20 protein-coding genes are annotated in these 21,625 nt (G+C 62.5%); 15 read left to right on the top strand and 5 right to left on the bottom strand.

Features of this window, described 5'->3' with window-relative positions; all coding sequences use genetic code 11:
• Positions 1–150: 150 nt before the first annotated feature.
• From D1Y84_RS10690 to kdpC, 7 genes are all read left to right on the top strand, one after another.
• Positions 151–1,695, top strand: a complete 1,545-nt coding sequence (locus D1Y84_RS10690) for a YdiU family protein (protein ID WP_124848489.1) — start codon at positions 151–153, stop codon at positions 1,693–1,695.
• Between the two features lie 147 nt (positions 1,696–1,842).
• Complete coding sequence (locus tag D1Y84_RS10685) at positions 1,843–2,238, top strand: MGMT family protein (protein WP_233581341.1); 396 nt, start codon at positions 1,843–1,845, stop codon at positions 2,236–2,238.
• 113 nt (positions 2,239–2,351) lie between these two features.
• Positions 2,352–3,797, top strand: coding sequence for an outer membrane beta-barrel protein (locus D1Y84_RS10680; RefSeq protein WP_233581340.1), 1,446 nt, complete (start codon positions 2,352–2,354; stop codon positions 3,795–3,797).
• A gap of 115 nt (positions 3,798–3,912) precedes the next feature.
• Positions 3,913–3,999: a K(+)-transporting ATPase subunit F gene (gene kdpF, locus D1Y84_RS18930; protein WP_124850070.1), complete on the top strand. Its 87-nt coding sequence runs from the start codon at positions 3,913–3,915 to the stop codon at positions 3,997–3,999.
• Positions 3,999–5,762, top strand: coding sequence for a potassium-transporting ATPase subunit KdpA (gene kdpA, locus D1Y84_RS10670; RefSeq protein WP_124848487.1), 1,764 nt, complete (start codon positions 3,999–4,001; stop codon positions 5,760–5,762). Before kdpF ends, kdpA begins: the two co-directional genes overlap by 1 nt.
• Positions 5,763–5,779: 17 nt before the next feature.
• Positions 5,780–7,825, top strand: coding sequence for a potassium-transporting ATPase subunit KdpB (kdpB, locus tag D1Y84_RS10665; RefSeq protein WP_124848486.1), 2,046 nt, complete (start codon positions 5,780–5,782; stop codon positions 7,823–7,825).
• Positions 7,826–7,833: 8 nt separating this feature from the next.
• A complete protein-coding gene (kdpC, locus tag D1Y84_RS10660) occupies positions 7,834–8,412 on the top strand; it encodes a potassium-transporting ATPase subunit KdpC (protein WP_124848485.1) in 579 nt (192 codons plus the stop codon).
• Positions 8,413–8,493: 81 nt separating this feature from the next.
• Here the strand turns inward: kdpC and D1Y84_RS10655 are convergent, their stop codons facing one another.
• Positions 8,494–9,009, bottom strand: a complete 516-nt coding sequence (locus D1Y84_RS10655; protein WP_124848484.1) for a transposase — start codon at positions 9,007–9,009, stop codon at positions 8,494–8,496.
• Positions 9,010–9,114: 105 nt separating this feature from the next.
• Between D1Y84_RS10655 and D1Y84_RS10650 the strand changes: the two genes are divergently transcribed.
• The 3 genes from D1Y84_RS10650 to D1Y84_RS10640 all read left to right on the top strand — a co-directional run bounded on the left by D1Y84_RS10650 (position 9,115) and on the right by D1Y84_RS10640 (position 12,830).
• A complete protein-coding gene (locus D1Y84_RS10650) occupies positions 9,115–9,501 on the top strand; it encodes a hypothetical protein (protein WP_124848483.1) in 387 nt (128 codons plus the stop codon).
• A gap of 86 nt (positions 9,502–9,587) precedes the next feature.
• Positions 9,588–11,882 (top strand): TonB-dependent receptor, encoded by a 2,295-nt coding sequence (locus D1Y84_RS10645; protein WP_124848482.1) that lies wholly within the window; start codon positions 9,588–9,590, stop codon positions 11,880–11,882.
• Between the two features lie 144 nt (positions 11,883–12,026).
• Positions 12,027–12,830, top strand: a complete 804-nt coding sequence (locus tag D1Y84_RS10640; protein ID WP_124850069.1) for a ZIP family metal transporter — start codon at positions 12,027–12,029, stop codon at positions 12,828–12,830.
• Between the two features lie 13 nt (positions 12,831–12,843).
• Here the strand turns inward: D1Y84_RS10640 and D1Y84_RS10635 are convergent, their stop codons facing one another.
• Positions 12,844–13,233: a Fur family transcriptional regulator gene (locus tag D1Y84_RS10635; RefSeq protein ID WP_124848481.1), complete on the bottom strand. Its 390-nt coding sequence runs from the start codon at positions 13,231–13,233 to the stop codon at positions 12,844–12,846.
• Between the two features lie 107 nt (positions 13,234–13,340).
• Here D1Y84_RS10635 and D1Y84_RS10630 point away from each other — a divergent pair, with 107 nt between their 5' ends.
• Both D1Y84_RS10630 and D1Y84_RS10625 read left to right on the top strand, forming a co-directional pair.
• Complete coding sequence (locus tag D1Y84_RS10630; protein WP_124848480.1) at positions 13,341–13,628, top strand: hypothetical protein; 288 nt, start codon at positions 13,341–13,343, stop codon at positions 13,626–13,628.
• Positions 13,629–13,720: 92 nt separating this feature from the next.
• Positions 13,721–16,492 (top strand): TonB-dependent receptor, encoded by a 2,772-nt coding sequence (locus D1Y84_RS10625; RefSeq protein ID WP_124848479.1) that lies wholly within the window; start codon positions 13,721–13,723, stop codon positions 16,490–16,492.
• 75 nt (positions 16,493–16,567) lie between these two features.
• On the opposite strand, the gene D1Y84_RS10620 is transcribed toward D1Y84_RS10625, so the two are convergent.
• From D1Y84_RS10620 to ribH, 3 genes are read right to left on the bottom strand one after another with little or no spacing between them, the layout of a single operon-like run.
• Positions 16,568–17,197 (bottom strand): hypothetical protein, encoded by a 630-nt coding sequence (locus D1Y84_RS10620; RefSeq protein ID WP_124848478.1) that lies wholly within the window; start codon positions 17,195–17,197, stop codon positions 16,568–16,570.
• A gap of 35 nt (positions 17,198–17,232) precedes the next feature.
• Complete coding sequence (gene nusB, locus D1Y84_RS10615; RefSeq protein WP_124848477.1) at positions 17,233–17,685, bottom strand: transcription antitermination factor NusB; 453 nt, start codon at positions 17,683–17,685, stop codon at positions 17,233–17,235.
• Positions 17,682–18,590: a 6,7-dimethyl-8-ribityllumazine synthase gene (ribH, locus tag D1Y84_RS18715; RefSeq protein WP_124848476.1), complete on the bottom strand. Its 909-nt coding sequence runs from the start codon at positions 18,588–18,590 to the stop codon at positions 17,682–17,684. The genes nusB and ribH overlap by 4 nt, the downstream gene beginning before the upstream one ends.
• 145 nt (positions 18,591–18,735) lie before the next feature.
• On the opposite strand from ribH, the gene D1Y84_RS10605 reads away from it, so the two are divergent.
• Genes D1Y84_RS10605 through D1Y84_RS10595 form a run of 3 tightly spaced genes read left to right on the top strand, consistent with a single transcriptional unit; the run spans position 18,736 to position 21,511 of the window.
• A complete protein-coding gene (locus D1Y84_RS10605; protein WP_124848475.1) occupies positions 18,736–19,665 on the top strand; it encodes a YihY/virulence factor BrkB family protein in 930 nt (309 codons plus the stop codon).
• Between the two features lie 47 nt (positions 19,666–19,712).
• Entirely contained in the window at positions 19,713–21,224 is a 1,512-nt protein-coding gene (gene pyk, locus D1Y84_RS10600) for a pyruvate kinase (RefSeq protein ID WP_124848474.1), read from the top strand.
• 35 nt (positions 21,225–21,259) lie between these two features.
• Positions 21,260–21,511 carry a hypothetical protein gene (locus tag D1Y84_RS10595; RefSeq protein WP_124848473.1) on the top strand — a complete coding sequence of 84 codons (252 nt, stop codon included), beginning with the start codon at positions 21,260–21,262 and terminating at the stop codon, positions 21,509–21,511.
• Positions 21,512–21,625: the final 114 nt, after the last annotated feature.

Below are 21,625 nucleotides of genomic sequence, written 5' to 3'. Positions count from 1 at the left end.
TGGAGTAGCTCTTTCAGGACAACGTTGCAACCGCGGCGCACCGGCCAATGGCCGCGCCGGACTCTCTTCCCTCCCGGTCCTTAGCGTTGATCTTGAGCGTTGATCTTGCGGAATGCGGAAACAAAAGCAGCTGGCACACATCTCATCGGTATGAGCTTTCGTGAGACCAGCGCACCATCTTCTACGGAGAACCTCCACCCGGTCGCGGGGCCAGTCCGTTTTCACTTTCAGAACACGTATGCGCGCCTGCCTGAACGCTTCTATGCACGGTGCACCCCGACCGTGGTCGCGTCCCCCGCACTGATCAAAGTCAACTCCGGGCTCGCGCTCAGGCTCGGGCTTGACCAGCATGCGCTGGGCAGCGCTGAAGGCATTGAGATCCTGGCGGGGAACCGGCAAGCCGAAGGGGCAGAGCCCCTGGCGCAGGCGTACGCCGGGCACCAGTTTGGCTACTTTGTGCCCCAGTTGGGCGATGGTCGCGCCAACCTGCTGGGCGAGGTCATAGGAACCGACGGCGCCCGTTATGATCTGCAACTCAAAGGCTCGGGGCCCACGCCATTCTCGCGTCGTGGTGATGGCAGGGCAGCGCTCGGGCCCGTGCTGCGCGAGTACATCGTGAGCGAGGCCATGTCGGCCCTGGGCGTGCCCACCACCCGCGCGCTTGCAGCGGTCACCACCGGCCAGGGGGTGTACCGCGAAACCGTGCAGCCGGGCGCGGTGTTGTGCCGCGTCGCGGCCAGCCACCTGCGCGTGGGCACCTTTCAGTACTTCGCCGCGCAGGACGACGTGGAGGGAGTACGGCTGCTCACACAGTACGCAATCGCGCGCCACTACCCCGACGCGGCGCAGGCCAGCCGACCCACCAGCGCATTCCTCAAGGGCGTGATCGCACGGCAGGCGAAGCTGGTCGCGCAGTGGATGCTGCTTGGATTTATCCACGGCGTGATGAACACGGACAACACCTCGATCTCGGGCGAGACGATCGATTATGGCCCATGCGCCTTCATGGAAGGCTACGACCCGGCACAGGTATTTAGTTCTATCGATCAGCAGGGGCGGTACGCGTACAGCAACCAGCCTTTCGCGATGCAGTGGAACCTGACTCGCCTTGCCGAATGCCTCCTGCCGTTGCTTGCCGAGGAACATGGCAGCCAAGACGCAGCGCTCGCCTGGGCGCAGGGTGCGCTCTCGGCGTTCATGCCTCAGTTCGAAGCTGCGCGCAGGGAAGGATTCCGGCGTAAGCTTGGCCTTTTCTCTGAGCAGCCCGGGGATGCTGCGCTCGCCGAGGACCTGCTGACGCGTATGGCTGAAGCGCGGGTGGATTTTACCGCGCTGTTTCGCTTGCTGTGCGCAGCCGCTTCTGATCCCTACGCTGACAGCAGCGCCGCGGCCCTGTTTGCGGACCCGTCCAGCTATGACGCGTGGGCCGCAGTCTGGCGTCACCGGTTGGCTCAGGAGGACGTGCAGCCTGAAGCGCGTGCTGCGTCGATGCGGCTGGCGAACCCGGTGTTCATTCCTCGCAACCACCTGGTGCAAGAGGTTATCGAGGCAGCCGTGGATAAGGAGGACTACCAGCCCTTTGAACAACTGCTGGCACTGGTTTGCTGCCCGTACGAGGACAATGAGGCGATGGCTAAATTCGCAACACCCGCGCTGCCAGAGCAGCGCGTTCACGCCACCTTCTGTGGAACCTAGCGCACGATACTGAATGCGCTGAGGCATCGCGCTCAGCCACTGCAGGCATTGCAGTTGTTCTTGGTCGCGATCGCCCTTACCCGCCACCACAAGCGCGTGGTGCAGCGCGATTCAACGAGCCAAACGTCACAGGAAAGGGAGAGAGCCATGACGAGACACCAGCGCACCGTGGATCCCACGATGCTGTCTTTCAAGTCCAAGCGGCGCCTTTTGCAGCAGGGTGCTGCCGCGAACGAAGTACGCGATGTGTCGTTTCGCCGCATCATCCTGGCCATTCCTGCGGGTAGCGTCAGCACGTACGGAAAAGTCGCGGCAGCTGCGGGCTACCCTCTGTACCATCGCGCGGTCGCACGCCTGCTGCGCACCGATCCACCCGACCTTCTGCCCTGGCATCGCGTGGTGGGCGCGGGCGGCCAGATCAAAGTGCGCGGCGATGGCACGCGGGAGCAGCGCATGCGCCTCGAAATGGAAGGCGTCTCTTTTCGCGGAAACCTAGTAGCCATGGACCTGCACGAACACCACTTCCGCACCTGGGAGCTTTAACGGCTTCGTTGCGGTGGCCGTAGCGTCTTTACGACTTCTTTACAGATTCCTTGCAGGCTTCCTACACATGGAGGGGCTCTACTTGGAACTGTTGAGGTCGCTTGATGTTCCGCATGCTCGCTGTCGCTACGCTCTCCTTCTTTGTGCCACTTGCACACGCTGCAACATTGCCCGGTACTCCGTCTGCGCTGGATCAGCAGCAGCAACAGACCGAGACTCCTGCGCCGCCCGTCCCGCAAACAGGCGACTTCTTCAAACGTTGGCTTGCCGCTTATCGCGAAGACTGGCGCCCCACACAACCGTCGGCGCCGGCCCCTGCGCGCCGCGGCTATGCTGGCCCGCTTGATTCCACCCCATTCCCCAGCAGCGATTACTCGGTCGGAGGGACGCCTACCATCGGCGCCCCAGACACGCAATCCTACATGCTCATGCAAGCCGTCAACGGCAATCACAGCCGCACTAAGATCTATGGGTGGGCCAATGGTGGCTTCGATGTCAGCACGTCCAACAAGGGCGACGGAGCCAACTCCCCAGCAGCTTACTACTACAACCCGAACCGCATTATCCCCGACCAGGAAGTGCTCTATATCGAGCGCCTGCCGGACACCGTCCAGACGGATCACGTCGACTGGGGCTTCCGTGTAGCGCAACTGTGGGGCCAGGATTACCGCTACACCACGTCCAAAGGCATCTTCTCGCAGCAACTCCTCGCCGAGAACCGCGAGTACGGGTATGACCCGATCATGTTCTACGTGGACCTGTACATCCCTCACGTGGCGAAAGGCATGAACATTCGCGTGGGGCGGTACGTGTCACTGCCGGACATCGAGGCGCAGCTCGCTCCGAATAACTACACCTACTCGCATTCACTGCTCTACACAATCGACCCCTACACGCAGACTGGAGTGGTTGCCACCATCAAGCTCAGTGACCACTGGCTTGTGCAGGGTGGTCTCTCCGCCGGCAACGATGTGGCTCCCTGGGCGAAGGATGCAAAGCCAACGGCTACCGCGTGCGTGGATTACACCTTCGCCAAAGGCGGCGACGCACTCTACACCTGTGCCAACTCGATCAACAACGGCAAGTACGCTTACAACAATGTGCAGAGCTACTACGAGACCTGGTACCACAAGATCAATGCGAAGTGGCACACCGACACCGAAGCCTGGTACATGTACGAGCGCGACGTTCCCAACATCGCTGGCAACGTAGCGAATCCGATAGCTACCGAGACAGGAGCAAACGGCGCGTTCTGCTCTGCAGGCGAACAACGCTGCTTTGCGCCGGAAGCCGCGGTTGTGAACTATCTCGAACACGAGATCGATACGCACAACTACCTGTCCTTTCGCAACGAGTTCGTCAACGACATCAAGGGTCAGCGCACCGGATACGCGACGAAGTACTCCGAGCATCTCCTGAGCTATGGCCACTGGATAGGCTCCACGGTGTTGTTCCGCCCGGAGCTTCGTATCGAGCACTCCTACGACAAGGCCGCGTTCGATCTCGGCACCAAGACCACCCAGTTCATCGTCGCTGGCGATGTCACCTACCACTTCTAGTTCCACCCGGGGGCAGCCATGGCCGACCTAGCATTCATTGTTCTTTCCGCACTTTGTTTCGCAACCGCTTACGCCTACATTGCGGCCTGTGCACGCCTGAAAGGGACCTCGCCCCATGCTTGAGAACGTTCTGCTGCTGGCCATTGCTTTGGCTCTTCTTATCTATCTGGTCTACGCCATGCTGCGTCCGGAGCGCTTTTGATGACAACGAACGGGTTGCTCCAGATCGTTGTGTTCTTTGCGATCCTGCTGGTAAGTGCCAAGCCGCTGGGCGTCTATATCGCCAGGGTTTTCGAGCGCAAGCGCACCTGGCTTGACTTCGCTCTGGCTCCAATGGAACGCCTGCTCTACAAGGCCACCGGGATCGATCCTGAAAAGGAGATGCGCTGGACAGAGTACCTTGCAGCAATGCTGGTATTCAGCGCCGCGACGTTCGCGCTGACCTACATGGTGGAGCGGATGCAGCACATGCTTCCCTTCAACCCGCAGCACCTGGCAGGTGTCGCCCCGGCACTTGCCTGGAACACCGCGGTCTCTTTCACAACCAACACCAACTGGCAGTCGTACAGTCCTGAAGGCACGATGAGTTATCTGACCGAGATGCTGGGGCTTGCCTCCCACAACTTCTGGTCGGCTGCAGCAGGCCTTGCCCTTGCCATTGCCTTCATCCGCGGCATCGCACGGCGCGAGATGAGAACGCTTGGCAATTTCTGGGCGGATCTCACGCGAGGCACGCTCTGGGTGCTTGTTCCGTTGTCCTCAGTGCTTGCGATAGCGCTGGTTTCGCAGGGAGTCGTGCAGAACCTGAGGTCCTACGACACGGCTCATCTTGTAGAAACACAGAGCCAGACCGGGGCAGATGGCAAGATTGCAACAGTCACCACGCAGTCCATCGCACAGGGCCCGGTGGCTTCGCAGGAAGCCATCAAGATGCTCGGCACCAACGGTGGCGGCTTCTTCAACGCCAACAGCGCTCACCCGTTCGAAAATCCGACTCCCCTTACCAACCTCCTGCAGATGCTTGCCATCTTTCTCATCCCTGCAGCGCTCACAGTGACGCTGGGCCAAATGACCGGCTCGCCCAAACATGGCTGGGCTGTGTTCGCAACCATGTCCATGTTGTGGCTGGCAGGCACACTGCTCTGCTACCACGCGGAGTCGCAGGCAAACCCGCTCATGCATGGCGTGGCGCAGCAGCTCACAAGCATGCAGAGCGGCGGCAACATGGAAGGCAAGGAGGTCCGGTTCGGCATCGCCAACTCTGCCCTGTTTGCGACCGTGACCACGGATGCCAGCTGCGGTGCGGTGAATGCAATGCATGATTCGTTCACGCCCCTGGGCGGTCTTGTACCACTGGTCAACATCCTGCTGGGCGAGGTGATCTTTGGCGGCGTCGGCGCCGGCATGTACGGCATGCTGATCTTTGTGATTCTTGCTGTCTTTATCGCAGGACTGATGGTCGGTCGCACGCCTGAATACTTCGGCAAAAAGATCGAAGCCTACGACGTGCAGATGGCCATGCTTTACCTGCTGATCTTTCCTCTCGTCATCCTTGGCTTCTCTGCCGTGTCCGTGCTGGCGCCGGGCTTTGGCTTGTCGAGCCTCGCGAACCATGGGCCGCATGGGCTCTCCGAGATCCTCTACGCCTACACCTCGGCCACCGGCAACAATGGTTCCGCTTTCGCCGGCCTTAATGCGAATACTCCCTGGTACAACACGAGCCTTGGTATCGCCATGTTTGCCGGCCGCTTCCTGATGCTGATCCCGATGCTTGCTGTTGCCGGCAATCTCGCGGCGAAAAAGCGGGTTCCTCCCACGGCCGGCACGTTTCCGGTAACTACTCCGCTGTTCACAGTGCTTCTTACCGGTGTGATTGTGATCGTCGGCGCGCTTACCTTCTTTCCCGTGCTCGCACTTGGGCCGGTGCTCGAACACTTACTGCTGCATGCCGGCCGCAGCTTCTAGGCAGAAGGGAAAGAACCATGTCCGAAAGCAATCATCGCAACCAACGGTCCATATTTGACGCCCATATCGTGCGTCGCGCCAGCGTAGACGCACTGCGCAAGCTCAAGCCCACTGCCATGATGCGCAATCCTGTCATGTTTGTGGTGGAGGCAGGCAGCGCACTCACCACTGTGCTCTTCGTGCGCGATGCACTGGTGCACCGGGGCAACTTCTCGTTCGATCTACAGATCACTCTGTGGCTCTGGTTCACCGTGCTGTTCGCCAACTTTGCCGAGGCAATGGCAGAAGGACGAGGCAAAGCGCAGGCCGACGCGCTGCGACGCGCCAAGGCCGAAACAACCGCGTACCGCGTCACCAGGAGCGGACTTGAAGAGGTCGCGAGTTCCGCCCTGCGGCTCGGCGACCTGGTGCGCGTCGAGGCTTCCCAGATGATCCCGGGCGACGGCGAAGTAGTGGAAGGCGTCGCCTCTGTCGATGAGTCGGCGATCACCGGCGAGTCGGCCCCGGTCATTCGCGAGGCGGGCGGCGATCGTTCTGCGGTCACCGGAGGCACGCGTGTTCTGTCTGATTTCCTCACCGTGCGCATCACGTCCAACCCGGGCGAAACATTTCTCGACCGCATGATTGCACTGGTAGAAGGGGCGAAGCGGCAGAAGACACCAAACGAGATCGCACTCAACATTCTGCTCTCGGGGCTGACCATTATCTTTCTCCTCGCGGTTGTGACGCTGGAGCCTTTCGCCAGCTATGCGGGTGCGCCGCAAACCGTGTTCGTCCTGATATCGCTGCTGGTGTGTCTCATTCCCACCACGATCGGCGGACTGCTCTCCGCGATCGGCATCGCCGGCATGGACCGCCTGGTTCAGCACAACGTGCTCGCTACTTCGGGCCGCGCGGTGGAAGCAGCAGGAGATGTGAACACGCTGCTGCTGGACAAGACCGGCACAATCACGATCGGCAATCGACAGGCGTCGGAGTTCGTGCCTGCACCGGGCATCACCAACGAGCAACTCGCGGACGCAGCACAGCTCTCTTCGCTGCCCGATGAAACGCCCGAGGGGCGCTCTGTGGTGGTGCTGGCAAAGACGCGCTATGGCCTGCGCGGGCGAGAGCTTGCACAGCTTCATGCCGAGTTTGTTCCATTCAGCGCGAGCACACGCATGTCGGGCATTGATGTGGAAGGACGCAGCATTCGCAAGGGCGCCGTGGATGCGATGTCACGCTATCTCGAACAATGCGGCTCGTCCATGCCAGTGCAGGTGCGGGCATCCGTTGAGGAGATCGCGCGCAGTGGCGGCACACCGCTCGTGGTGGTGGAGAACGGCCGCGCGCTCGGCGTCATCCATCTCAAGGATGTCGTGAAAGGCGGCATGCGCGAACGATTCACACAGCTCCGCGCCATGGGCATTCGCACCATCATGATCACCGGCGACAATCCGCTTACGGCTGCCGCCATCGCGCGTGAAGCCGGCGTGGATGACTTTCTTGCAGAGGCGAAGCCCAAGGACAAGATGGACCTGATCCGCCGGGAACAGGCGGAAGGAAAACTCGTCGCGATGACCGGGGACGGCACCAACGACGCACCTGCACTTGCCCAGGCGGATGTGGGCGTGGCCATGAACTCCGGAACGCAGGCCGCGAAGGAAGCCGGCAACATGGTTGATCTCGATTCAGACCCAACCAAGCTCATCGAGATTGTCGGTATCGGCAAACAGTTGCTGATGACGCGCGGCGCGCTTACCACCTTCTCCATCGCCAACGACGTAGCGAAGTACTTCGCGATCATTCCGGCGATGTTTGCCGGGGCCTTCCCGGTGCTCAACACGCTCAACATCATGCGACTGCACTCGCCAGAGTCTGCCATTCTTTCAGCCGTGATCTTCAACGCGCTGATCATCATCGGGCTGATCCCGCTCGCGCTGCGCGGCGTCGGGTATCGCGCGCTCTCTGCTGCCGCATTGCTGCAGCGCAACCTGCTGATCTATGGTCTCGGCGGCCTCATCGTTCCATTTCTCGGCATCAAGCTCGTCGACATCGTAATCACCGCGATCCACCTGGCCTAGGAAAATCCATGCAGAAACTTGTGCGCACCGCCGTCTTGTACACCGCAATCACCTCCGTTTTTCTTGGCCTCGTCTATCCGCTTGCAATCACAGCCGTGGCACACCTTGTGTTTCCAAGCCAGGCTGCGGGGCAGTTGCTTCATAACAGCCAGGGTGAGCTTGTCGGCTCAGCCCTGATCGGCCAGCCGTTCAGTGGCCCGCGCTACTTTCACAGTCGTCCTTCGGCAGCAGGCGCCGGCTACGATGCCGCAGCCTCTTCCGGATCGAACCTGGCGCCTACAAACAAGGCGTTGATTGACCGCGTACAAAGCAGCGTCGCGGCCGAACAGGCAATGAACCACTCCGCAGCCGCCGTGCCCGTTGACCTTGTCACCGCATCCGGGTCGGGTCTGGATCCGGACATCACACCTGCGGCAGCGGAGTACCAAGTGTTGCGTGTGGCTGCCGCCCGCGCGATCGACCCAGCGAGGCTGCGGCTGCTTGTGCAGCAGCACACGACGCAGAGGCAATTTGGTTTGCTGGGCGAGCCGCGTGTGGCAGTGCTGCCGCTGAACCTGGCGCTCGATGCACTATTGGTGAGCAGGTAGCGAAAGAGCCTGCGTCGAGGCAGCGGTGAGGACTTGGCCGAGTCGCAAGCACGGGCATCCGCTTTGCCGCTGGGTATCGGGCTACGCCTGTGAGACGACGATCTGCGTGCGCGGATCGCTTGATGGTTCCACGGTGACCACACCTTCCGGCAGCCCTGCGTAGCGCAGAGCGCTGCTCCACGACCACTCGGTCGGCGCTTCCACCAGCCCCGCTTTGACCGGGGCCTGGTGCATGGTGCTCAGGAATCCCACAATCTGGTCCGGGGTGACCACGTGGAGGTCGCTGTAGCTTTTTTCCCACGCAGGTTCGTCCGAGCGCACCGAGGTGTTGTAGCGACGCTGGTAGCGCTGCCGCAGCGTCTGGATGATCTCGTCGACGGAATCCTTCTCCGGCTCCGTGAGCAGCATGTGGAACACAGACGGAAGCACCACGTACCCCACGATCGAGAACCGGAACTTCACACGGAGCTCTTCCAGGAGTTGGCAAAGCAGATCCCGATGCTTATCGACAGCGAGCTTGTGGAGATGGCGGTAGGACGCACAGGAGACAAAATGCAGCTCTCCCCTGCCGAGCACTGACTTGCGAGCCTTGGGCATGTCTCGATTGTATCGAGCCGCCAGACAAGTGAACGCGACGCTGGAGCGACCCGGGCACGACTCTCGCCTTGCCGAATCCCGGCAAATCCGGTTCAATCAAGCTGCTTGCGCAAACTTTTTTCCATGCTGCTCCTGCTGGTGTTTGGTCTCTCGTCCGCAGCGCCGCTGCTGGCGCTTGTGACCGCGCAGGAGGTGTCGGTTCCGGCATGCTGCCGCCGCGCAGGCGCTCACCACTGCCTCGAGAGCATGACGATGCGCCGCTCTCTGGACCCCGCGCAGGCACGCTTCAGCGCGCCCCCGATGCATTGCCCGTTCTTTCCGCAGGCTCTCAGCGCCAGCCACGCGCCAGTCCTGGCTGCCCCAGCGGCAGCCCTGCACGGTTCCATGCCGGCCATGGCGCCTGCCGGCGTCCAGCAGGCAGAGTGCCGCTGGCGGATCGCACGCGACCGCTCTCGGCAGAAGCGCGGCCCTCCTTCGCACAGGCTTTCCTGATCCTTTGAAGTAGCCACAGGCGCACGCCGCGCAGTGGCTTGTGCTTACGCACTGAATGGGTCTCTTCGAGACCGGGATAGATTGCGATGCGAAGTTTTGCCTCTCCATGCCTTGCGGCCACTTTTTTGGCCGTGTCGTTTATCGCGGTGCCAGGGGCGCATGCGGCCACGCTGTTTGCGCAGGTTTCCGGCCACGTGCAGGATCCGCAACATCACCCGGTGCGCGGGGCAGTAGTTGTGTTGCAGGCAGCGGATTCTGCTCTGATATTCCGCACGACCACCAACGCGGACGGCATGTTCGACGTGCCCTCTGTTCCCCTTGGCGAGTACACCGCCACCATTTCGCAGGCGGGCTTCCGCAGTGTGCAGGAGCAGTTCCACCTCACCTCGCAGACAGTCGCGACATTGCAGTTTGCGCTTACGCCCGGCCAGGTCACGCAGAGTGCCGAAGTGCATGAGCAGGCGGAGCACGCTGATACCGCAACGCCCACCACGCTGATCAGCCGCGCCGAGATTGCCGGCACGCCGGGAGCTGACCGCACCAACAGCATGGCCATGATCACCGACTACGTGCCCGGTGCCTACATGACCCACGACATGCTGCACATGCGTGGCGGCCACCAGGTAAGCTGGCTGATCGACGGAGTCAACATCCCCAACACCGATATCGCCAGCAACGTCGGTGCGCAGATGGATCCCAAGGACGTCGAGTACATCGAGGTGCAGCGCGGCAGTTACACGGCCGGCATCGGCGATCGCACGTACGGCGCATTCAACGTGGTGCCGCGCAGCGGCTTCGAGCGCAATGGCGAAGCCGAGCTCGTGCTGCAGGCTGGCAGCTTTCTGCAGACCAACGACCAGGTCAACTACGGCGACCACACCGGCCGCGCGGCCTACTACTTGAGCCTCAACGGCAACCGCAGCGATTACGGGCTGTCCACCCCGGTCTCCCAGGTTCTGCACGACGCGGCCAATGGTTACGGGGGCTTCGTTTCCCTGCTGTTCGACCAGACCCCGCGCGATCAGTTGCGCTTTGTGGGGCAGGCCCGCAGCGACTTTTTCGAGATACCGTACGATCCCGATCCGGACAGCTTCGGCAATCAGCAGTTCGACTCCAGCGGTTTACGCGATACGCAACGCGAGACCGATGCGCTGGCCGCTTTCACCTGGGTGCACACCAGCTCTCCGGCCACCGTGCTGCAGGTCTCGCCCTTTTTCCATTTCAATCGAGCAGCGTATGACTCCAGTCCGACCGACACGCCGGTCGCCACCACCTCCGGCCGTGCGTCGACCTACGGCGGCCTGCAGGCATCGATCGACAAGGTCGTGGCGAAGCACACGCTGCAGGCCGGCTTCTACTCCTTCGGCGAGCACGAGACCTACACGTTCGGCGCTATCTTCAACGACGGCAGCGGCGCGCTCCCGTTTCGAACGCCGGCACAAACCAACGGCGGCGTTGTGGAGGAGTACCTCTCCGACAGCTATCGGCCCGCGCCGTGGCTCACGCTCTCCGCCGGCCTGCGCCAGACGCATTTCGAGGCGGATGTCACTGAGGATGCCACGGCGCCGCGCATTGGCGCTGCCATCGAGATACCGAAACTTCACTGGGTCTTGCGCGGCTTCTACGGGCGCTTCTACCAGCCGCCGCCGCTGCTCACCGCCACCGGACCCCTGTTACAGTACGCGCAGAGCAACAACACGACCTTCGAGCCGCTGCACGGCGAGCATGACGAAGAGCACCAGTTCGGCGTGAAGATTCCTCTGCGCGGATGGAGTCTCGACATCGACACCTTCAAGACAAGGGTGAACAACTTCCTCGACCATTCCAACCTGGGCGGCTCGAGCATCTACTTCCCGGTCACCATTGACGGGGCGCTGGTTCGTGCCTGGGAGCTTTCGCTGCGCTCACCGCAGTTGTGGAAAGCCGCGCACGTCCATCTTGCCTACTCCAACCAGATCGCAGAACAGCGAGGCGCCATCACCGGGGGCCTGGTGTGCGCGCCGATTACCTCACCCGAGTGCGACGTCGAGCCGGGTTACACCCCAGTCGACCACGACCAGCGCAACACCCTCAACGTCGGTTTCGAGACGGCACTTCCGTGGAGCACCACGGTATCGACCAACGTCTACTACGGGTCAGGCTTCACGAATGGCGACCCGGACCCGGCCACTCCCTACCCTGACGCGTACCTGCCGCAGCACACCACCTTTGATCTCCGCCTAGGCAAAGCGCTGGGCGAGCAGGCGAGCCTTTCGGTCAGCGCCCTCAACGTGGCCAATCGCAGGGTGCTGCTCGACAACAGCGTTACGTTTGGCGGCTTCCACTACAACGATCCGCGTGAGATCTTCGCCGAGCTGCGTTACCGGTTTCACTCTCGTTAGCCGCTGGGTCGAAGAGCTTTCCAGTTGCCGCCCGATGTGCCATCCTAATTGAATGCGCATTCGCAACAAGCACACGCCGGGCAGCCTCGAGGGCCGTCTCGGCACCCACACTCAGCACGACCAGGATGTTGTTTTCCCGTGCTGATGCTCGGCACGGTTCTTGCCGTCCAGGTGGTTGCGGTCGCGGCCGCGTGGCTCCTGCGTTCGCGGGAGCAGCAGCTGCAGCGCCAGCTGCCCTACCTGCTGTCGCTGGCAGTCGGAGTGCTGCTTGCCACGGCGATCCTGCATCTTCTGCCCGAAGCAGTGGATGCGCTGGGCAATGGCCGTGGAACCTGGCTTGCGGTGGGTTTGACCCTGCTCGTGCTCTTTGCCGTGGAGCGCGTCTTCCACAGCTACGCAGAAGCCCCGGCAACGATACCTGCGCAGCAAGACCCGGCGCACGCCCCCGGCGCCGACTGCGCCCACCAGCCATGTGCCCACCTTGCGGGCGCCAAGCAGGGCATGCGCCCGCTCAACCTGATGCTGGGCAGCTGCCTCCATAGCTTCGTGGATGGCACGGCGATCGCGACTGCCTTTGCCATTCGCCCGAACCTGGGGCTGCTTACCGCGTTCGCCGTGGCCCTGCACGAGGTGCCGCACCGCCTGGGCGACGTAGCCGTGCTGCTGCACCTGGGCGTACCTGCGCCGCGCGCCATGCGCTTCGCCGTGGTTGCCGCCCTGCCCGCCGTTGCCGGGGCACTGGCTGTGCTGGCCCTGGGAGCAGGCGGAGCTTCAGTGTTTCGCTGGCTTCTGCCGGTGAGCGCAGGCAGCTTCCTCTATATCGCCGGGGTCAACCTGCTGCCCGAACTGGCCGAGGCCGCCACTCCACGCGCGGTGTACCTGCAACTGGTGTGTCTCTGCGCCGGCAGCCTTATCGTGATGCTGATTACCGGCTTGCACGCCGGCTAAAGAAAACCTGCCGTCAGGCTGGCGACTGGTTGCACGCCGCGCACAGGCCATAGAGAAATAGCTCATGGCCCGTCAGCGCGAAGCCACCTGGCAGCCCGGGAATCGGTTGCAGCGTGCAGCCTGGAAGGTCATAGATCCGGTCACAGCGCTCGCACTGAAAGTGATGATGGTGGCCCTTGCCAGCAACCTCGTAGCGCGCCGGCTCGCCGGGTATCTCAACAGGCGAAAGCCATGACTCCGCAATCAGTGCGTGGATGTTGCGGTAAATTGTAGCGACGCTGATGCCGCGCACATGCGCGGCTGCTTCCTGCAAGGCCTCTTCCGGAGAAAGCGGCCGGGCCGCACTCGAGAAAGCCGCACGGATTGCCTTTTTCTGCCGGGTGTCGCGTACCTGTATTGCCATACCGTTCTTATCTTATAAGCGCTGCGGCCTCCGCAATCCTTACTGCTATACTTTTCTCAATAAGCTTCCTCTCTGCCTCCGAACCCATGCGGCCCTATTCAAAACTCGTGAGGCTCCTGGTGCTCGGGCTGTGCTGCCTGCTGCTGGTGTTCCTGTCGGCAGAGGTGGTGCACAGCCACGCGACCGGCATGCCGGATGCAACGCACTGCCAGTGGTGTGTGGCTGCGCACTTGGCGTTGCAGGTGTTTGTGCTCCTCGCCGCAAGTCTCCGGGTGGTCGCGTTCGGCAGGGTTCGCCATGCAGGCGCTGTTCAAGGAGCGTGCGCCCCGCGCGATACGCCATGCATCCGGCCGCCACCCGCAGCGCCTGCTCGCATCGCCTGGTCTGCCGCTTAGCGCCGCACCCTTCCTGAAGCACGACCCGGGAACGTTGCAGTGGCCTCAAGCTTCACCCCCCGCTGTGTTCTCGCTGTTCCGGAGGAGTGCCCATGTTGTTTTCCAGGCGATTCGTGTCGCCACGTTTCCACAGCACCGCCATCGCTTTCGCGTTCGCTCTTGCAGCCCAAACAACCACGATGCTCGCGCAGAGTGCAAGCCACACAGGCAGCCTCAACGGCACCGTGTCCGACACCACGGGCGCCATTGTGCCGGGCGCATCCATTACGGTGACCAACCCGGTCAGCGGCTTCACCCGCACAACCACAGCGGATGCGAGCGGCGCTTTCAGCTTCAATAATCTGCCGTACAACAACTACCACGTGGTGATCACGGCACAGGGCTTCGGTGCGGTCACCCGGGATGCCTCGATCACCTCCGGCATTCCCGCCTCGCTCACGGCGCAGTTGCAGGTCGGGGTCGCCGCGCAAAGCATCACGGTGGAAAGCTCCGACCTGGTGGACACCGGTACCGGCATGCAGACCAATGTGGACCGGAACACGCTGGCCAAGCTGCCGCTTGAAAGTGCAACCTCCGGGCTTTCTTCGCTGGTGACGCTCACCACGCCTGGCGTTTCCGCGGACTCAAACGGCCTGCTGCATGGGCTCGGCGACCACGCCTCCAACACGTTCGCAATTGACGGGCAGTCCATCAGCGATCAGCAGAGCAAGGCATTCTCCAACCAGCTGCCTTCAAACGTGGTGCAGTCGGTGCAGGTGATTGATGGCGCGCCGCCCGCCGAGTACGGCGACAAGACCTCGCTCGTGATCCAGGTCACCACGCGCTCGGGCCTCGGGCTCACCAGGCCGACCGGCAGCATCACCACTTCGTACGGCTCGTTCGGCACCGCCACCGCGGGCATCGATCTTGGTTACGGCACGAGCACCTTCGGCAACTTCTTCGAAACAGACGGGCTCAACACCGGGCGATTTCTCGATGCGCCGGAGTTCTCGGTCATGCATGACCGAGGCAACGAGCAGAACATCTTCGACCGCATCGATCGCCAGTTCACCGCGGCCGACTCGATTCATCTCGACCTGACGTACAGCCGCTCGTGGTTCCAGACGCCCGACACGTTCGACAACCTGAACGCAGGCAAGCTCGATCCGCTGACCGGCGCGGCGCTTGCTCCCACCGATCAGCACTCCAAGATCGAAACGTTCAACATCGCGCCCACCTACACGCGTGTGCTTGGCAGCGACGCCGTGTTCAACTTCGCACCGTTCGTACGCAAGGACGCGTACAACTACTATCCGAGCCACGACGCCTTCGCCGACCTCGGCCCCGTAAACCTGCAGCGTGAAAGCATCGCGCAGCAGCGCACGCTGTTGAACACCGGTGTGCACTCGGATATCTCGGTCGCGCGCGGAGTCAATACCATCAAGGCCGGCGCGGTCTATGAGCAGACGTTCCTGCGTGAACACGACGCGCTCGGTGTTGTGGACCCGACGCTCAACGCACCCTGCCTCGACGCGGCCGGCGACCCGGTCAGCGGCTTTACCGATCCCGCGCAGTGTGCCGCGGCTGGCCTCCTGCCCAACACCGTGGCCAACCCGAACAGTGTCACCCCGTTCAACCCGGTGCTCGCGCCCTATGATCTGACCCGTGGCGGCACCAACTATCTCTTCAACGGGCACACCGATGTGAAGGAGCTGGCGCTTTACATCGAAGACCAGATCAAGGCCGGGAACTGGAACCTGAACCTCGGCATCCGCGGAGATCTTTACAACGGGCTTGCGGTGGCGCGGCAGGCCGAGCCGCGGCTTGGCGTGTCGTACAACGTGAAGCGGACGAACACGGTGCTGCGCGTCTCCTATGCGCGCACGCTGGAAACGCCGTTCAACGAAAACCTTGTGCTCTCGAGCGTGGGCTGCGGCGATGCCGTGCTGAACCCTTTGCTCGCATGTGCTCCCGGGGTCACCAACACAGTGGAGCAGCCGGGCTTCCGCAACGAGTTTCATGCGGGCCTGACGCAGGCCCTGGGCCGCCACTTTGTGTTCACCGGCGACTACATCTGGAAGTACACGCACAACGCGTTCGACTTCAGCGTGCTCGGCAACACGCCCATTACCTTTCCGATCGACTGGCATAACTCCAAGATTCCCGGCTATGCGATCCGCGCCGACTTACTCGACCTGCATAACCTCACCGCGTATGTATCCCTCTCGTCGGTGGCTGCGCGCTTCTTCAATCCGCAGCAGGCAGGGGCTGGCGCAACACCCGGCACCGCCGGCAGCAACCTGCCCTTCCGCATCGATCACGATGAAAAGTTCAACCAAACTACGCACCTTCAATACCAGATACCCGGCAAGTTTTCCCCGTGGTTCGGGTTTAACTGGCGCTACGACAGCGGCGAAGTGGCGGGAGCCGCACCCTGCTTCAACGACATCCCGGGCGCAAACACAGGCTGCGGCGCCACCAGCGTTGTAGGCCCCGGGGGACAGCAGTACGTGGTGCTGAGCGGTCTTACCGCGGACCAGCAGTTTGAAGCCGGGCTTAGCTGCAACGGGGTGCGCGCTACCCCATCGCAGGCTTTGCCTTCGCAGTGCCTCGCCACGCAACTGGCCTCTTCCCTGATCAGTATTCCCGCACCCAACACCGAGGATGACGACAAGAACCCTCCGCGCATCGCCGCACGCAACCTGTTCGACCTTTCTATTGGAGAGGATGACCTGTTTCACGGCGATCGCTACAAGTGGAGCGCCCAGCTTACCGGCATCAACATCGCGAATAACTACGCGCTGTACAATTTCCTGTCCACGTTCAGCGGCACGCACTACGTCACGCCGCGCGCGCTTACAGCGCAGGTCGGCTTGCACTTCTAACCTAGGCGGAACGAGAAACGGGGTGCGCCTGGTCAGCGCACCCCATTTCACTTGCACATCATGGTTATCGCGAAGTTACCGCAGTCCGTAGGGCCATTCGTTCACAACCACGTCCAGGTCATTCAACATCGCCATTACGGCTTCCACGTTGCGGCGCACCTGCGGCCGCTCGCGCTTCCCGGTCGCCGGGTCCTCGTCAACCGCCACGACGCGCCCATACTGCCAGCTGCTTTCAGGCAGAGCGGCAAGCGCCTCGGGTAGATCGATGAGCCGCAGCGTCAGTTCCCGCCGGCTGCCGTTCACCACCCGCAGCTTGCCGGTGAAGACGCTCTTGGGCTGTTTGGAAACGCTCTCGGCATCCGCATCGCTCAACAGAACGCGTAGCGTCAGGGTCTTGCGGCCCACGATCACGAACGGGTTGCCCCAGTTTTCCGAGGTATGCACCTGCAGGTAGCGGCCCTTGGAAGGCGGCGGCAACTGCGCGAGCTGACCCTCGGCTGCGCTGATGCCCTTGCGGGCCGCGATGGCATCGTCCGCCTGCTGCTGACGGACCGCGGCACGCTCCGCCGCGTCTGCCTTGTCCTGCTCGCTGGCATGCTGGGTGCAGCCGCCAAGCGTCAGCAGGGCTCCCATGGTGCATGCTGCCAGCACCTGCCTGTACATGGGGAGCATCGTTCGCCCGCGCCCGCTATCTACCTTACTCATCCTGCCTGCTTCGCCTGGTTGCCATGCCATGTCGGTTACGTGCGCTGCCGCTCTGTGGGTTGCCACGGTTCGCGGCGCGAGCGGGCCACGGCGTCCAGAACGCCATTCAGGAAATTGATGGACTCGGGCGCTGAGAAGCGGCGCGCGATCTCCAATGCCTCGTTGATCACGATGGGCGGCGGTGTCGCTGAGAAACCGAGCATCTCGGCGATGGCCATGCGGAGCACGCTGCGATCCACCGCAGGCATCCGTTCCAGCCTCCAGTTCTGCGCGTGCTTCGTGATCAGGTCCGAGATCTCCTCTTCCTTGACCGTGGCCACCCGGTATAGGTCCTCGGCAAAGCCACGCACGTCCGGCTCAACCGCATCGCGTGCTTCCCAGAAGCTCTTCCGCACCTGCTCCGGCGTCTGCTTGCCCACATCTGCCTGGAACAGCATCTGCATGGCGAGTTCGCGGCTCTTGCGTCGTTTGCCAGTGGGCGCGCTCACAGCGCGCTCCCTTGCACAGGCGCGGCCTTGATCTTGCGCTTCAACGAAACCATTTCAATCGCCGCCGAAGCAGCTTCAAACCCCTTGTTGCCGGCTTTCAGGCCAGCCCGGTCCAACGCCTGCTCAAGGGTTTCGCAGGTCAGCACGCCAAACGCATGCGGAATCCCCGTCTCCTGCTGGGACTGCCCGATGCCCCGGGAGACTTCGTTGTAGATCGCTTCGTAATGCGCGGTTTCGCCGCGTAGCAACACACCGAGCGTGATGATGCCGTCGATGCGGCCGGTCTCGGCCAGGGTGCGCGCCGCGTCCGGAATCTCCCATGCGCCGGGAACACGCACGATCTCGATATCCTCACGCCTGGCGCCGGAGCGGAGCAGTGCATCCAGCGAACCCTGCAGGAGCCGGTCCGTGATCACGGCATTCCAGCGCGCTACCACGATGGCAAAGCGCATGCCCGTCACAACCAGATCGCCTTCCATGGCGGCCGGTTTGCCCTTAAGCGGCTCGGCCCACTCCCAGAACGCTATCCGGATTCCGGGCACGGGCTCCGCAGTAAACAGTTCCGTTTTCCAAACGGTGGGCTCGATCCTGCTGAGCGTTGCCTGCAGGCTCTGGAGGGTCTCCGCTTCGGTCGCTCCCTCTGCCGCATGGGCGCGCAGCCATGCTTCCGCCGCGTCGCGTACGGCGCCAAGCGATGTCACCTCAATCAGCAGGTCGGCGGGGGTGTCCGCCGCGCCGTCGATCCACTCGATTGTTGCGAGTGGTGCGCGAAAGCTGGAGCCGCGGTTTGCACCATTGACCCAGCCTGGTCCAGGCTCAAAGCCAAGCGCCGCAAAAAAGCTGCCAAGCCGGTCGAATGCTGCGGGCGTGCTCGCCGAACGCAGGAGAGTAAGCCCCTTGATCATCCCTAAAGAATACCAGCAAGCCAGAAGCTAAACGAACGCCACGGCTGCCCGCGCTCCCAGCAACAGCAGGGCAAGAGCACCATGGTGCTCCTGCGAGGGCGGCATCCACTCGCTCGCGTCTCTTATTCACGGTAAGCTCTGTCATATGCTTGGAGTGATTCTCCAGGATCTTCGACGCGCTCTTTGGAAAGCCTTTGGCCACAATGCATTCACCATTGCCAAAGCAGCCGCGTATTCCCAGCTTTTAAGCCTGTTTCCTGCGCTGCTCGTAGCCGCCAAGCTCCTGTCCGCGACACCCACCAGTTCCGCGGTGCGGGATGATGTGCGCGCCCTGCTCTTCGACGTTCTGCCGTCGGACACGATGAGCCTGGCTGACACCTACTTCAAGCCGAACTCGCAGAACTCGCACCGCGTGGTGATCTCGGCCGGCATCGTGGCCGTGGCCGCGTCCATGGGCGTAATGCTCTCGCTGATGGAAGGCTTCCGCCGCGCGTATCGCCTGCCCCGCGGCCAGTTCGGCTTCTGGAAGGAGCGGATGGTGGCCTTGCTGCTGATCCCCTCCACCCTGCTGCCCATGTTGTTCGCTACCACCTTCGTGGTCTTCGGACACCAGATCGAACTCTGGATGATTGAGCACAGCGATCACGCCCTGCGCGACTGGGTTTTGCTGGCGTGGCGATTCGTGCGGTGGCTCATCGCGCTGGCCACCAGCGTGGCGGTGCTGCAGGTGATCTTTCACTTCAGCACGGCGGTGCGACCGCCCTGGCTCCGCACGATTCCGGGGGCGCTGCTTGCCACCACAACATGGTTTGGCTCTACCATGGCTTACGGCTGGTATGTCACCCGCTTCGCCGACTACTCGCGGGTCTATGGTTCGCTGGGCGCCGGCATCGCCACCATGGTCTGGCTGTATTTCGTTTCCATTGCGACCCTGGTGGGCGCAGAATTCAACGCACAGGTGTATCCCATGTGGGATGAACAGGGTGCCTCTACCATGGCCGAGGATGATGTGCTGGAGTATCCGGATAGTACTCCGGCTTTCCACCACCCGGACACCGGGCTTGCTGGAAGTTAGAACGACGTGAAGCACTTTGGAAAGCTAGACAGGATGGGACCGAGAGTATGACAGCAGCACAGATCCACAATCCGTTTTCCGCAACTGGCGAACTGCGCCGCGCCAAGATCGTTGCCACCCTGGGACCGGCCTCCAACACCGAAGCCACCTTTCGCACCCTGGTACGGGCAGGCCTCGATGTCGCCCGGCTCAACTTCTCGCACGGCACGCAGGCGGACAAGCAGATCCTGATCGACATGATCCGCAAGGTTTCGGAAGAAGAGGGCAAGCACATCTGCATCCTCGCCGACCTGCAGGGTCCCAAGATCCGCACCGGCAAGCTTGAGAACCGCACCCCTGTGCTTCTTGAGGCCGGGCAGATGCTGCGCATCACACCGCGTGAGATTGCGGGCACCAAGGACCTGATCGCCACCACGTTTTTGACCCTGGCCGAGAACCTCGAGTCCGGCGATCGCATCCTGCTGTCGGACGGCTTAATCGAGCTGCACGTGCTGCGCATCGATGGCGAAGACGTGGAGTGTACGGTGATCAACGGCGGCCTCCTGGGCGAAAACAAGGGCATTAACCTGCCCGGCATCGCAGCCAAGGTCCCGTCGCTGACCGACAAGGACGCCGAGGATCTCGAGTTCGTTATGGGCGCCGGGGTCGACGCGATTGCGCTCTCCTTCGTGCGCAACGCTGAAGATGTACGCCTCGTGAAGGACCGCATTACCGCATTCGGCGCAGACATCTGGATCATCGCCAAGCTCGAAAAGCCACAGGCCATCGACAATGTGGACGAGATCCTGGAGATTGCGGACGGCGTCATGGTGGCGCGTGGCGATCTGGGTGTGGAAGTGCCGCCTGAGAAGGTGCCGGCGATGCAGAAGCTGATCATCCGCCGAGCGGCGGAGTACCGCAAGCCGGTGATCACCGCCACGCAGATGCTCGAGTCGATGATCGACAACCCGCGCCCGACTCGCGCCGAGGCCTCCGACGTTGCCAACGCCGTCTACGACGGCACCGATGCCGTGATGCTTTCGGCCGAAAGCGCCGCCGGCAAGTACCCGGTGGAAGCGGTCAAGATGATGAGCAAGATCGTGCTCGAGACGGAAGCGCAGATGCGCGACCTGCCGCTCCAGTACCCGCTGCGCACCATGCATCATGCCTCCACGGTACCCGAGTCCATCTGCGAGTCCATGGCACACGCTGCCAATGACTTGGACATTCGCGCCATCGCGGTTTTTACCGAAACCGGCGGCACCGCGCGGCTCCTATCCAAGCGCATGCCCAAGCCTCCCATCTGCGCCCTGTCGTCGCAGCCCTCTGTGCTGCGCCGCATGAGCCTTCTGCGCGGCGTTTTCCCAATCGCCTGCGGCAAGGCAGCGACCACGGAACGCATGATCGAAACCGTGGAAAGCGCGCTCGAAGCCAGCCAGTTTGCGCGGCGGGGCGACATTGTCGGCATCGTTGCCGGGACGCGCACCAACTCCGGCTCCACCAACTTCATGCGGATGCATGTGCTCGGCGATCTGGTCGAGACTGCCCCCGCGGCGAAGAAGGAAGAAACGCACGCCTGAGTCACACGAGATTGCAGTCCCGAAATGCAGCGCCGATGGCGCTGCATTTTTGCTGCGGTTTACCCGGTTTGTTGATGGAGCGGGAAAGCCTCTTGGGTGCGGGGCTGTTACCTGCCTCGGCGCACGGAGAGTGGTCGTATGATCCCGCCATGACCATCGCTACCCTTCCGCGCACCCGCAACAACTCGCCCCTTCCGGGCTGGGCATGGCCGCTCGTCGGGCTTGTGGCCGGTTCTCTCCTGGTGGTCGTGATTCACGGCACCTGCTTCATCAAGCCGGACTGCTGATCGCAGGCGCGAAACGGCACCGCGGAACACGATCCGTCATGGCCGAGGCGGCACCACCGAACGCGAGACAACCACGCTGAGTGCGGCGCAGCGCCCCGGCGCCATCCGTTAAGC

Origin of the sequence: Acidipila sp. EB88 (assembly GCF_003858395.1) — a bacterium.
GTDB lineage: Bacteria > Acidobacteriota > Terriglobia > Terriglobales > Acidobacteriaceae > EB88.
The sequence above is the reverse complement of the archived record's forward strand: the minus strand, read 5'-3'. Positions and strand labels throughout refer to the sequence as shown.

What these genes read in the sequence shown, in the direction of transcription:
- D1Y84_RS10690 (WP_124848489.1), top strand. Translation starts at nt 151, where the DNA reads ATGAGCTTTCGTGAGACCAGCGCACCATCTTCTACGGAGAACCTCCAC.
- D1Y84_RS10685 (WP_233581341.1), top strand. Translation starts at nt 1,843, where the DNA reads ATGACGAGACACCAGCGCACCGTGGATCCCACGATGCTGTCTTTCAAG.
- D1Y84_RS10680 (WP_233581340.1), top strand. Translation starts at nt 2,352, where the DNA reads ATGCTCGCTGTCGCTACGCTCTCCTTCTTTGTGCCACTTGCACACGCT.
- kdpF (WP_124850070.1), top strand. Translation starts at nt 3,913, where the DNA reads ATGCTTGAGAACGTTCTGCTGCTGGCCATTGCTTTGGCTCTTCTTATC.
- kdpA (WP_124848487.1), top strand. Translation starts at nt 3,999, where the DNA reads ATGACAACGAACGGGTTGCTCCAGATCGTTGTGTTCTTTGCGATCCTG.
- kdpB (WP_124848486.1), top strand. Translation starts at nt 5,780, where the DNA reads ATGTCCGAAAGCAATCATCGCAACCAACGGTCCATATTTGACGCCCAT.
- kdpC (WP_124848485.1), top strand. Translation starts at nt 7,834, where the DNA reads ATGCAGAAACTTGTGCGCACCGCCGTCTTGTACACCGCAATCACCTCC.
- D1Y84_RS10655 (WP_124848484.1), bottom strand. Translation starts at nt 9,009, where the DNA reads ATGCCCAAGGCTCGCAAGTCAGTGCTCGGCAGGGGAGAGCTGCATTTT.
- D1Y84_RS10645 (WP_124848482.1), top strand. Translation starts at nt 9,588, where the DNA reads ATGCGAAGTTTTGCCTCTCCATGCCTTGCGGCCACTTTTTTGGCCGTG.
- D1Y84_RS10640 (WP_124850069.1), top strand. Translation starts at nt 12,027, where the DNA reads ATGCTCGGCACGGTTCTTGCCGTCCAGGTGGTTGCGGTCGCGGCCGCG.
- D1Y84_RS10635 (WP_124848481.1), bottom strand. Translation starts at nt 13,233, where the DNA reads ATGGCAATACAGGTACGCGACACCCGGCAGAAAAAGGCAATCCGTGCG.
- D1Y84_RS10625 (WP_124848479.1), top strand. Translation starts at nt 13,721, where the DNA reads ATGTTGTTTTCCAGGCGATTCGTGTCGCCACGTTTCCACAGCACCGCC.
- D1Y84_RS10620 (WP_124848478.1), bottom strand. Translation starts at nt 17,197, where the DNA reads ATGAGTAAGGTAGATAGCGGGCGCGGGCGAACGATGCTCCCCATGTAC.
- ribH (WP_124848476.1), bottom strand. Translation starts at nt 18,590, where the DNA reads ATGATCAAGGGGCTTACTCTCCTGCGTTCGGCGAGCACGCCCGCAGCA.
- D1Y84_RS10605 (WP_124848475.1), top strand. Translation starts at nt 18,736, where the DNA reads ATGCTTGGAGTGATTCTCCAGGATCTTCGACGCGCTCTTTGGAAAGCC.
- pyk (WP_124848474.1), top strand. Translation starts at nt 19,713, where the DNA reads ATGACAGCAGCACAGATCCACAATCCGTTTTCCGCAACTGGCGAACTG.
- D1Y84_RS10595 (WP_124848473.1), top strand. Translation starts at nt 21,260, where the DNA reads ATGGCGCTGCATTTTTGCTGCGGTTTACCCGGTTTGTTGATGGAGCGG.